Source organism: Arcobacter sp. F2176, from assembly GCF_004116465.1.
GTDB lineage: Bacteria > Campylobacterota > Campylobacteria > Campylobacterales > Arcobacteraceae > Arcobacter > Arcobacter siniprincipis.
This window is the reverse complement of sequence record NZ_PDJV01000003.1, coordinates 278,772-289,751: the sequence shown is the minus strand read 5'-3', so window position 1 is coordinate 289,751 and position 10,980 is coordinate 278,772. Positions and strand designations below refer to the sequence as shown.

General features: G+C 25.4%; 14 protein-coding genes. 12 read left to right on the top strand and 2 right to left on the bottom strand.

All coding sequences use genetic code 11. The annotated features are described in order from the left end of the window. The first annotated feature begins 959 nt into the window (after positions 1–959). Complete coding sequence (locus tag CRU95_RS04690; RefSeq protein WP_129099993.1) at positions 960–2,051, top strand: site-specific integrase; 1,092 nt, start codon at positions 960–962, stop codon at positions 2,049–2,051. A gap of 320 nt (positions 2,052–2,371) precedes the next feature. On the opposite strand, the gene CRU95_RS04685 is transcribed toward CRU95_RS04690, so the two are convergent. Both CRU95_RS04685 and CRU95_RS04680 read right to left on the bottom strand, forming a co-directional pair. Next, entirely contained in the window at positions 2,372–2,905 is a 534-nt protein-coding gene (locus CRU95_RS04685) for a hypothetical protein (protein WP_129099992.1), read from the bottom strand. A gap of 14 nt (positions 2,906–2,919) precedes the next feature. Beyond that, positions 2,920–3,351 carry a hypothetical protein gene (locus CRU95_RS04680; protein WP_129099991.1) on the bottom strand — a complete coding sequence of 144 codons (432 nt, stop codon included), beginning with the start codon at positions 3,349–3,351 and terminating at the stop codon, positions 2,920–2,922. A gap of 147 nt (positions 3,352–3,498) precedes the next feature. On the opposite strand from CRU95_RS04680, the gene CRU95_RS04675 reads away from it, so the two are divergent. Genes CRU95_RS04675 through CRU95_RS04625 form a run of 11 tightly spaced genes read left to right on the top strand, consistent with a single transcriptional unit; the run spans position 3,499 to position 10,976 of the window. Next, entirely contained in the window at positions 3,499–3,669 is a 171-nt protein-coding gene (locus CRU95_RS04675; RefSeq protein WP_129099990.1) for a helix-turn-helix domain-containing protein, read from the top strand. A 1-nt stretch (position 3,670) separates the two neighbouring features. Continuing rightward, positions 3,671–3,949: a hypothetical protein gene (locus CRU95_RS04670; protein ID WP_129099989.1), complete on the top strand. Its 279-nt coding sequence runs from the start codon at positions 3,671–3,673 to the stop codon at positions 3,947–3,949. After that, complete coding sequence (locus tag CRU95_RS04665; RefSeq protein ID WP_129099988.1) at positions 3,946–4,371, top strand: hypothetical protein; 426 nt, start codon at positions 3,946–3,948, stop codon at positions 4,369–4,371. Before CRU95_RS04670 ends, CRU95_RS04665 begins: the two co-directional genes overlap by 4 nt. A gap of 10 nt (positions 4,372–4,381) precedes the next feature. Then, positions 4,382–5,473, top strand: a complete 1,092-nt coding sequence (locus CRU95_RS04660) for a hypothetical protein (protein ID WP_129099987.1) — start codon at positions 4,382–4,384, stop codon at positions 5,471–5,473. Continuing rightward, a complete protein-coding gene (locus CRU95_RS04655) occupies positions 5,466–5,792 on the top strand; it encodes a hypothetical protein (protein WP_129099986.1) in 327 nt (108 codons plus the stop codon). The genes CRU95_RS04660 and CRU95_RS04655 overlap by 8 nt, the downstream gene beginning before the upstream one ends. 23 nt (positions 5,793–5,815) lie before the next feature. Beyond that, positions 5,816–6,178: a hypothetical protein gene (locus tag CRU95_RS04650; protein ID WP_129099985.1), complete on the top strand. Its 363-nt coding sequence runs from the start codon at positions 5,816–5,818 to the stop codon at positions 6,176–6,178. Beyond that, positions 6,168–6,446, top strand: a complete 279-nt coding sequence (locus CRU95_RS04645) for a TrbC/VirB2 family protein (protein ID WP_258238634.1) — start codon at positions 6,168–6,170, stop codon at positions 6,444–6,446. The genes CRU95_RS04650 and CRU95_RS04645 overlap by 11 nt, the downstream gene beginning before the upstream one ends. Positions 6,447–6,453: 7 nt before the next feature. Next, complete coding sequence (locus tag CRU95_RS04640) at positions 6,454–6,750, top strand: VirB3 family type IV secretion system protein (protein WP_129099983.1); 297 nt, start codon at positions 6,454–6,456, stop codon at positions 6,748–6,750. Then, positions 6,740–9,079: a VirB4 family type IV secretion system protein gene (locus tag CRU95_RS04635; RefSeq protein WP_129099982.1), complete on the top strand. Its 2,340-nt coding sequence runs from the start codon at positions 6,740–6,742 to the stop codon at positions 9,077–9,079. The genes CRU95_RS04640 and CRU95_RS04635 overlap by 11 nt, the downstream gene beginning before the upstream one ends. Beyond that, entirely contained in the window at positions 9,073–10,080 is a 1,008-nt protein-coding gene (locus tag CRU95_RS04630) for a hypothetical protein (protein WP_129099981.1), read from the top strand. Before CRU95_RS04635 ends, CRU95_RS04630 begins: the two co-directional genes overlap by 7 nt. Before the next feature lie 11 nt (positions 10,081–10,091). Beyond that, positions 10,092–10,976 (top strand): type IV secretion system protein, encoded by an 885-nt coding sequence (locus CRU95_RS04625; protein WP_129099980.1) that lies wholly within the window; start codon positions 10,092–10,094, stop codon positions 10,974–10,976. The last annotated feature ends 4 nt before the right edge of the window (positions 10,977–10,980 follow it).

Sequence of the window (10,980 nt, the reverse complement as noted above, 5' to 3'; positions counted from 1 at the left end):
CTATTATATTAAATATTTTGATTAGTTGAAAATTAATTATTGTAATTTTTTATCTGATTGGAGTATGTAAAAAATATTTTTTTTGATATTTTTACATTCATTTGGTTAGTTTCTCATGGTAGAGATTTATCTTTAATTTTAAATAAAAATATTTTTATTTGTTATCACAAAGATAACAGTTTTTTCTTTTTAGATATTAAAAAATAATATCTTATATTTAATAATATTAGTATACTAATAATGTTTAATTTAACTCGAAGAGTTTCATATCTCTTTCATTTTTTAGAATGATATTTAATTAAGTTATTATAAAAAATAACAACTATTTTTGATTTTACTATTATAAATTTATATAGTACTGTTTAATTCAATTTAATGAATTTTATACCTCCAAACAATTTGTCTAGAGATATTTTTTATCAAGTTATTATTAATTGATTTAATGATAACTTGTATTATTTTCAACTGATAATATGGTATATTGATTTTCCTGACTATTAACTTAAAAATTAACTACAAATTTAAATACATAAAACTCTATAAGTAAAAAAGTTAATAAATATGGAACTAAGTAATTTATGCTTATTAATTATTATTGAATATGTTTATTTTAATGAAAGGAAAAATTCATGAAATAAAATTCCTTGTAATAAAAATATATAATTTTGCAAGAAAAGTATGTCCCAAGGTATGTCCCATACAAACCTTAAACAAATTAATTAATTTATATATTACTAAGAGTAATGATTTTATCGATATTTTAGTGTGGCGACCCCATCAAGATTCGAACTTGAGTTTACAGGAGGAAATCTTTAAGTCCTATATTTACAAATACTTACTTTTTAAGTAGAATTAGCTTATTTATAGGACTTTTAAGCAATCTTAGATTAAGATACAATTCATATATTTACATATATTTACAATGTAAAGTATCACTAAAAGTATCACTAGAGGAAAAAATGAAGAAATTAACTGCTACTGCATATAAAGGAATTGGTTATTATAATGATAACTCAAAAGGTAAGGTTTATGTTGGTACATTTCGAATTAATAAAAAGCTTTATAGAAAGATTATTGGATATGATAATGATGAATTTAAAACTAATGCAAAACTTGCTTATTTAAAAAAAGAAGAGATAAAAAATTCTATTCAAAATAATAACTATGTAGAAAAAGATTTAACATTTAATCAAGTATGGGATATATATTTGAAACATTTAAAATCTTCTAAGTCTGTATCAACAAGAACATTAATGACAAAAGAGAGCAATTATAATTGTCACTTTAAAAATAGATTTGGATCTATTAAAATGACCAAGATTAATTCAATTATTATTCAATCTTTTGTAAATGAACAGTTAGCGATTAAAGCTCCTAAAAGTGTTGATAATTATTTAGCAGATTTATCGGCTATTTTTAAATTTGCAATCAAGCACAAAATAACAACAATTAACCCAATCGCTGTTATTGATAAACCAAAATATGATAATACTCTAGAATATCCATTAAATATGGAAGAGTCAAAAAGACTATTTAATACAATTATTAATTTCAAAGAGCCTTTATATAGAGGTATATTTACATTTTTACTTCATGGGAGGAGAAGAAATGAAGTATTAAGTCTTACCTGGGATATGATTAACTTAGAAAATAGAACTTATGAAATTGGTTTTGAAATAAACAAAGCTAAAAGAAATATGACATATACAATAACAGATGAACTGTATGAAGTACTTATTAATCTAGAACCAAAGAAAGATTATGTTTTTAAATCATTAGTAACAGGTCAAAAAGTAGCTAACCTTCGTAAAGCATGGAAAAGAATTTTAGACGAAGCAGAAATTACTAAAAAAGTAAGAGTCCATGATCTCAGGCATTTAATTGGAGAAATTTCTCTTAATGAAACAGATAATAGCATGGAAGTTGTAGCTGCTATTTTAGGACATAGTTCTACTCGCCCTACTAGAAGATATGCAAAAGTTCAACAGAAAGTAGCAGCTGCAGGTCTTAAAAAAGTATTTGATTCGTTGAAAAAAGTAGTAGTGGAGTAATACCAGGGGAGTGATGAATTCCCCCTTTTATTAATATGCCTTAATCGTAAAAATTAAACATATCAAAAGTAGTATTACTAATTTTTGAAACAAAGGTTCTCCTTTTGAGAAAATCCCCTTTCCCCAGAATTTTCACTCTTGCCAAACCACCCAGCAAAAAAAAAGGGTAAAGCTAAACAGCTCTACCCTTTTCTGATTCTCTCTATTCAGGTCATCACTCCTGAAAAAGGAAACCTTTGTTTCATGTCAGCATTATATTAAATTAAAAGTCCTTTGTCAATACGATTTATCTAATATATGTAGAATTTTCCTAAGAGCAATTATTTATAACTCCAACCATCATTCATTAATATTAATCCTATTTTTCTTTTTATAGGTTCATTGATTTTATACCATTCAGGTAAGTCCTCTAAAATATAAGTATAATTAACTTCTGTAATTTTCATTCCCCCTACTGACATGGGTTCAGTAAAGTTAATTATTTTTTCAACTTTTGGAGTTCCAAAACAAAACTTACCATTTGTTAGATATTTTTTCCCACGATCTGTTAGATTATAATTATTTCTTTCTTCTTTTCTTTCTTTACCCGTAAAAAAATCTTTTACTATTTTTTCTTTTGTTTCTTTTTTTAGTAAACCATAACTTGTGTATTTTTCATAAGTCATTGCTCCTATTCCAAATGAATCTTCTATTGGAAATTTATCTCCTACATACCTACAAACAAGATTATCTTTTTTTTCTAATAAATATTTATTTATCACTTGTTCAAAATTATTTTTATTTGCTTCTTTAGGATCATTACAACCTACAAAAACTAAACTTAAAAGTACTGCATACAACAAATTTTTCTTCATTTCAACTCCTATTACTAACTTTCTTCATCAATTAAATCTGCTTTTACTCTATGATAATAATATTTTTGTCTTTTGAGAGATAGTTTTTTAATATCAACAATTAATTGATTACTTATTGAATTATATTCTAAATTTGGTTCATGTACTGAATTTAAATTACTTCCTACTAATAAATCAGAAGTTTTTTCTTCTTGTTTATTATATAATTTGTTAGTAATGAACATTTCCCCTCTTCCTGTACATAACCAATCCAAATTTATATTTTCATCAATACAAAGTCTTATTAAATGATTAGTAACAGTTTTTTGAGTATTAAAAAATTTATTAATTAAAGCAGAAGATAAATAATCATATTTTTTCACTAAATCTGATTGTTTAAGTTTTTTAGCATTAAAAGCTTCTTCAATTCTATTAGATAAACTAATATTTTGTTTAATTACTTCCATATCGTTTAATTATTCCTTGACATAAACTAACAAATCATATATAATTCAATAATTCGTTTATAAATATACATATATATACATATAAATCTTATAGGATACCAAAATTCCTATTAATAGATGAAATTATAGACAAAAAAAAGGAAAAAAATGAATGAAACATTACTAACAAAAGAAGAGTTAGCTGTAAGGCTAAATATCTCTGCTTATGATGTTGATAAATTGAGAAAAGAAAAAGGTATGCCATATAAAAAGATAGGCAGAAGTTACAGATATAACCTTGAAGAGGTTAATGAATTTATAAAAAAACTAGGTAAATAAAATGAGAAATTTTAAATTAACAGCAAAACAATTAACTATTATATGTGATTTATTAACTATGTTAGGAATGGCTATTGTCGCACTTCTTGATTCACTATTTTTAAGTATGCTTTTACTTATTTGGTTTATGTTAAGTGAAAATAATAATGATTTAAATCTAGCATTTTATGCTTTGTCAAAAATAAATATAGAAAATATATTTTACTTTTTCAAAATTTCTATTCTTGTATTTTATATGATTATTTATCCTTTTAAAATACTTACATGGAAAAGAAAATGAAACTATTTGATAAATATTCAATCAATGGGAATTTTTCAAACTATAGTCTTGAGAGTATGCTTAAAGATTTAAATATTTCAAATGATCTAGTTAATGAAATAATTATTAGATATTCAATTAGTTCACTCACAAAAGAATTTATCGAAAAACTTAAAAAAATTGACGATAAAGAAAATATCATAAATCTATTATTAGAGTTCTTTTTACTCGCTGACAAAATGAAGCCTATTACTTGTAACAAACAAACACTCTCAAAACTTACTGGTCTTAGTGAAAGACAAATCGAAAAGAAAAGAAGAAAAAGAGAACTTCCACATTATCAATTAACAGGTGGTAATGCAGCAGGAAGAAAAATCATAGTTTATGATCCATACATAGTTATGAAATCATTATTAGAGAACAACGAAGTAAAAACTATTTAAAAGTGGGATTTTGGAAAAGCAACTAAGAATAATCAAACCAAAAACAAGACCTATACAAATAGAGCCTTGGTTTTTTAGATATTTAAATGAAGGACAATTAAAAGTGGTAAGTGCAATTTTAAGTCATGCTGATATAAAAGATAGACAAAACAATTCTTTCCCCTCTAATAGAACTATTGCTTTTTATTGTGGCTTTGGATTAATAACACCAGGTACAAAAGCAGAAGAGAATTATAACTCTTTAGATAGTGAAAATGAGAAAGAGCTTTTTAAAGCTAAAAGATTAAAAAATGCCATTTCTACTGTAAAAAATATTAAAAAAGATTTAGAAGATAAAGGTTTATTAAAAAGGGAATATGTAGGTACGAATGGTAAACAAACTGTTTATTATACATTAGATCTAAATTGGAAGAAAGAACAGTATTTAAAAGAATTTGATGAACACTTTAATAATAAAGAAATAATTGAAGATAGCGAACAAGATGAAAATATCACTAAAGAACTAGAACAAATTAAAGAGCTTCATTCAGAAGGAAATATTTCAAAAACAAATCTTGCTGATAGATTGAAAAACTTATCTTATAAAATCAAAGCAAATGATTACAATGAAAACAGTTTTATTCCTTTTGAAGATATTAATAAAGTTGCTAACTTCTATATGACTACAAACAAAATTAAAAATAAAATTGAAATTGGAGAAATTGGAAATATACCTGGCTATAAGCAAGGAATTATAAACAGCATTAAAAATAATGAATTCTCTCTAGCTGAAAAAATATATAAAAAGCTAGAAGCTGAAGAACTAAAAGATAATATTGAAACTTTAACTGCTGCACATGAAAATTTAGATCCTTTGAAATCATATCAACATAAATACTACAAATTTAAAAGAATAAAATTTACTGACAATATATATCTTGCAGAATACGAAAATGACGATCAACTTAAAAAAGATTGGCTAGTCGAAGAGGATTATATAAGAAGTCAATTATTACCTCCTCATGCTTACACTAGAAATAATAAATCAATAATAGAAAATTATGCAGAAAATATTAAAAAATTTACAGAAAAAATGAAAGGAGCATTTAAAAAATATGAATAATTTTGAAAATAATAATTTTGAATTAATGGTTCAATTATATGAAGAGTTAATCCCATACAAAGATTTTTTTGATTGTGCAATTCATTATGTGCATAGAGAATTTTCAACTTCTGAAAATTTGTTTTCTATCGACTTCGCACCTGGTGAAAATGCAAAAAGAAAAAGTGCAAGAATAAAGATTACAAATAAATCAATTTACTATAAGGAGTTATACGAAGAAATTAAAAACATATCAAATTCAAAAAGTGATAGGGCTGTAGTTAATAATTTATTATCTGCTTTAGTTGGTGTTGAACAATTCACGCCTAAAAATTATTAAAGTTCAAATGGAGAAAATGAGAAATGAGCGAACAAAATAAAACAATATGTCCTAAATGTCAAGAGGGAATTATTCAAAGAGAAAAAGATCCAGTTACTAAAGCATTTAAAGCTCTAGTATGTTCAAAAGGTCATTATGATAAAGAGAGTAAATCTTATGTTGGTTGTGATTTTAAATTTAATTTAAAAGTACCACTTTTAAAAGATTTTTCTCTTACTTCTGATCAGTGTAAAAAATTAATTGCTGGTGATGAATTAATTATCCAAGGTAAAAGGCTTTTTATTGATATTTTTTCACCAAACCAGGTAAAAGCTAAAGGCTCTGACAAAATGATAAATTTTTATTTAAAAGTTGAAAACTTAGAGGGTGAACGAGATGATTTTTAAATTAAAAAAACTAATCTCATTACTGCTTTTTTTACCTTATTATTTAATGGCTGCAATAGATGTAACAAAAACAACTAATTTATTAGATCAACTTGTTGATGTTTTAACTTCTAAAATCCTTGTTGGAATTTTGACTATTGTTATTGTTGTTGTTGGTTATATGTACCTCTTTAATAAAGGAAATGTGGCTAAAGAATGGTTAATTGCTATTCTTATCGGTTCAGCGTTTATTTTAAGTGCTAGTGGTATTGCTGCGATTGTATCTTGAGTAAATAATGAATAACGATAATTTTAATTTAAAAATTGAAAACAATAGACTTTTAACTGCTCCCATTTTAGTTAAAGGTATTCCTCGTGTTGGTTGGTTTTTAGATATGGTTATTACGGCTATTGTATTAAATTTGTTGGGGCTTTGGGGAGCAGTTCCAACTTTTTTTATAGTGTATGTTTTTCTTTTTCTTTTTTCTAAGCGTGATCCTGATTTTTTAAATATCAATATCATTAAAAATATAAAAATTAAAGGTTCAAAAAATAAAGAAAAATCTTTTAAAGGTAATAAATATGTCAATTAATCTGATAAAAAAAATACTTGAATTATCTTCAAAATCCATTCAAAAAGAAACTCTTTTTTCTTCTGTTAATCCTCTTGTAAAATTTCACAATGATAACAATAGTATTCTTGTTACATTAAATAAAGATTTTGTGCAAGTTCTAAGACTTGAAGGGCTTGAATATTCGGGATTAGATAAAACAAAGTTAAAAAGCTATTATGATAATCGTAGAATCTTTTTTAATTCTATTGATGAAAAGATAATTTTTACTACATTTTCAACTAGAGAAATGCAAAAGAAAAATCATTTCGTTACATACAGTAATAAATATGAAGATATGATCTCTAACAAATGGAGTGAAAATTTTACAGAAAATTTTAAATCATATCACTATGTAATTATTAGTTCTACAAGCAATGATCGTTTTAGTGATTTAAGTGTATTTGAGAAATTAATAGAAGATAGCACAAAAGCAAAATATGCTAATGTAACTTTAACTAGTAATAAAGTTCTTAGAGAATTAAAAGAATTTTCACCAACTTTATTAAAGGGTGATGAATTATTAACTTTCTTTACTACTTATGCAAACGGAAAATATACTTATCAAAAAAAACCAAAAAACAATTATATTAAAGATTTGATTTGTAGCTCTACTTTGTCATTTCCTAATGATAGTGATTATATGATCTATGAAAACAATTCAAAGATCTATTCTAAATTTATTAGTATTATGCTTTTTAATAATGAAAAATTTGATTCTTCTTTACTTGAGGAATTAATGAGTTCAAAGGTTGAATTCATTTTACATCAATCGTTTAAAAAAGTTCCAAAAATTACAGCTATTGAAATTATCCTTGATAAAATCAAAAATGTTATGAGTTTCTTTGTATCTAGTGAAACAGCTATTAAAAACCTTTATGCCCTTTCAGAAGAAATAGAGGGTTCAACTACTAATTTATATGATTACTCTTTTACTATGCAAATTAAAAATGATAGCCTTACTGTGCTTGATGAAAATGTAAATGAAATACAATCAATTATAAATAGATTTGGTTATCAATCGGTCGTAGAAACTACAAACATTGAACCGTTGTTTTTTTCTGCTCTTCCAGGTCTAGAAAATTACAACACAAGGAAGCGTAATTTAAAAACTGAATATATAGCTTCATTAAATACTTTTTCGACTGTTTCTCAAGGTTATTCAAAATGTTCTTGGGGAAACATGCCTGTAACTCAATTTTATAACTCACATAATACGGTGTTTGATTTTACTTTTCATAAAAGCCCTCTACCTTTTGAGAGTGGGAATACTGTAATAATCGGTGGAATTGGAGTAGGTAAAACTGCTTTAATGACATTTTTAATTGAAGAATCACAAAAATTTAAAAATTTAAAAACTCTTATTTTAGATTCATTGCAAGGTATGAGAGTATTCACAGAATTTATGGACGGGAATTATTCAGATTTTGATAATAATGTTTCTTTAAATCCTTTACAACTTCCCGATAATATTGAGAATAGAGAATTTTTAAAAAACTTCTTCAAGGCTATGACACAAACAGAAGATAAAGACGCAGAATCAATTAAAATAATTGACGCTGCTATTAATTCTAATTATGAAAACCTTGATAAAAAAGATAGAACTTTTTTTCATTTATTAAGTGCATTTGGTATTGAAAAAGATGAAAACGATATTGTAAGTAAAATGTACAATTGGGTTCATGGTTCTAATAGAAGATTTTTTGCAAGTGAAAAAGATAGTTTAGATTTTAGTCGTAGAATTTCTGCTTTCAATATGGATACGGTACTTAGCAATAAAGAAGCTTCAGGATTAGTTGCTATTTATTTATTTCATAGATTTATGAAAGTTGTTGAAAATTCTGTTGATGGTTGTGGACTTTTATTTATTGATGAAATAAGAGAATATTTAGAAAATCCTTTTTATGCTCAACAAATAGCAAAAGCAGTTTTCCAATTTAGAAAAAAAAATATAGCGATTGTTATGGCAGCACAAGATCATAAATTTTTTCAAACTAATACCTATGCTAAACAAATACTTGGTGGCTCTCTAGCAAATTTAATTTTATTTCCCGATTCTACAGTTGATGAAGATTACAAAACAACTTTAAATTTAACTAGTGAAGAGTTTAGATTTATAAAAAATCCAACTGGAAAAAGAGAAGTATTACTAAAAAGAATTGGTGGCGGAAGTACTATTTTAAATGTAGATTTAGCCCCTTTAGGAAGTTACTTAAATATCTTTAATAGTTCAACATCTGCCATAAATTTAATGAAAAAATGTAAAAAAGAAGATCCAATCAATTGGAGAGAGGAATATTTAAAATGTTAAAAAAATTTCTTGTTTTATTATTATCTTATCAGCTTTCTTTTAGCTTTGTAACGACAGATCCTACAAGTTATGTTTACTTTATGCAGCAGATCCAACAAATGACAAAAATGATAGATGCTGCAACTACCCAAATAAAAACTTTAGGTGGTATTCGTACAGCTATGGACGAAACAAAAAGACAAATTTACAACGCTAAAGATAACCTTGAGGGTGCATTTTCTAATTTACAAAGTGCTATGAAAGATTTACAAGAGGCAACAAGTAATGCAGAAGTAAAATCTTTATTTGATTTAGGTAGAGATTCAATCAAAACTAACTCGACAGAGGGAATTCTTTATAAAAATATTACTAATGAAATACAAAGTTATTTCGATAATGCCGACGACGCAATTATGAAAAATTTTGATAAAGCAAAATTACAAGCTTATGATGAAGAAATGAAAAAATTAACAGCTGCTTTAAGTTCTAATTCGCTCGAGGACGCAAAAAAGAATTTGGAAACACTTGATTATGCAAAGATAAGTAAAAATCTTTTGCTAAGAGATTACCTTGCTTCATTACAAGGTAAAAGTAAAGAAGGATATAGAAACTATGCTTTAAAAATGAATAATGATATATGGAATAAATACTTCTTACCAAATGAAGAAGAAAAAGAAAAAAGAAAAGCAAGACAAGAAAAAGTCGCTAAATATATATCATATATTGAAAATAGTTCAGATATTTACCAACAAACACAAACTACAAATATGATTTTAGCAGAAATTTTAACAGTACTAAATGAAGAGTATAAAAGTGCGATTTCTTATCGTAACGCTATGTCATTACTATATTTAAGTAATTCAGATAATAAATCTTTTTTAGATCAAATAAAAAAGAATAGAGAAGTTTATGGAAAACTAAAAAAATCTCAAGATGTACAAATTGATGATATCGGTTTAAGTCGTATTCAAAATTTACCTAAAAGCAACCCATACGGTGTTGGCTTTAGACCATTTAAATAAAAGGCTATAAAATGAATGAACAAAGTCTTAGATTTGCTGAAACAATAGCTACAACTTTTCAAAATGCTTTATCTTTAATTTATAAATCAGTATTTCAAATAACTAATGATTTACTTGCTCCTTTTTTAGTTCCCGTATTAACTTTATATTTTATATTTATTGGTTATCAAATTATTTTAGGAAATTTTAACATTAAAAAAATAGATGTTTTAGCTAGGTTATTTATTGTTTTTCCACTTATAATTAGTGTCATATTCAATTTTCATACTTATAACGAATGGGTTGCTAATCCAATACTAGATATTAAAGATTTTATTACTCAAAAGATATCTTCTTTATCAGGTGAAGCAAATATGTTTACCTGGTTAGATACACAATTTTTAAAAATTACAACTAATGTATTTAGTACATACTTTCAAGGTAGCTTTATTTTACAACCTATGAATTATGTTTTTGGATTCTTATTAATAGTTACTTTCTTTTATATTTATGTATATTCGACTATTTACTCAATTCAATCGCTCGTTTATGTTGGTTTACTTTTAATAATTGGTCCCGTTTTTCTTTTCTTCTTTTGCTTCAACTTTTCAAAAAATCTTTTCTTTTTATGGTTTAGAACATTAATGACTTATTTTATGTATTCCGTATTTTTAGCATTAATTTTATTTTTTGTAAAAGGAGCAATCGACATTTCTCTTAATCAATCGTTAGGATTAAGACATGCTGATATCTTTACTATTTTTGTAAGTGTAATTTCTATTATATTTATTAAGGCTGTTCCAGAGCTTTCTAATGCGATAACTCAAGGAGCAAGTAGCGGACATGAAGCTGCAAATTTTAGTTGGTCTAGAATTGCCACTAATTTAGCAAAAAAAACAATCCCAAAAGGTGCTTAAATTT

Coding starts and splice junctions, on each gene's coding strand:
- CRU95_RS04690 (WP_129099993.1), top strand. CDS start 960: ATGAAGAAATTAACTGCTACTGCATATAAAGGAATTGGTTATTATAAT.
- CRU95_RS04685 (WP_129099992.1), bottom strand. CDS start 2,905: ATGAAGAAAAATTTGTTGTATGCAGTACTTTTAAGTTTAGTTTTTGTA.
- CRU95_RS04680 (WP_129099991.1), bottom strand. CDS start 3,351: ATGGAAGTAATTAAACAAAATATTAGTTTATCTAATAGAATTGAAGAA.
- CRU95_RS04675 (WP_129099990.1), top strand. CDS start 3,499: ATGAATGAAACATTACTAACAAAAGAAGAGTTAGCTGTAAGGCTAAAT.
- CRU95_RS04670 (WP_129099989.1), top strand. CDS start 3,671: ATGAGAAATTTTAAATTAACAGCAAAACAATTAACTATTATATGTGAT.
- CRU95_RS04665 (WP_129099988.1), top strand. CDS start 3,946: ATGAAACTATTTGATAAATATTCAATCAATGGGAATTTTTCAAACTAT.
- CRU95_RS04655 (WP_129099986.1), top strand. CDS start 5,466: ATGAATAATTTTGAAAATAATAATTTTGAATTAATGGTTCAATTATAT.
- CRU95_RS04650 (WP_129099985.1), top strand. CDS start 5,816: ATGAGCGAACAAAATAAAACAATATGTCCTAAATGTCAAGAGGGAATT.
- CRU95_RS04645 (WP_258238634.1), top strand. CDS start 6,168: ATGATTTTTAAATTAAAAAAACTAATCTCATTACTGCTTTTTTTACCT.
- CRU95_RS04640 (WP_129099983.1), top strand. CDS start 6,454: ATGAATAACGATAATTTTAATTTAAAAATTGAAAACAATAGACTTTTA.
- CRU95_RS04635 (WP_129099982.1), top strand. CDS start 6,740: ATGTCAATTAATCTGATAAAAAAAATACTTGAATTATCTTCAAAATCC.
- CRU95_RS04630 (WP_129099981.1), top strand. CDS start 9,073: ATGTTAAAAAAATTTCTTGTTTTATTATTATCTTATCAGCTTTCTTTT.
- CRU95_RS04625 (WP_129099980.1), top strand. CDS start 10,092: ATGAATGAACAAAGTCTTAGATTTGCTGAAACAATAGCTACAACTTTT.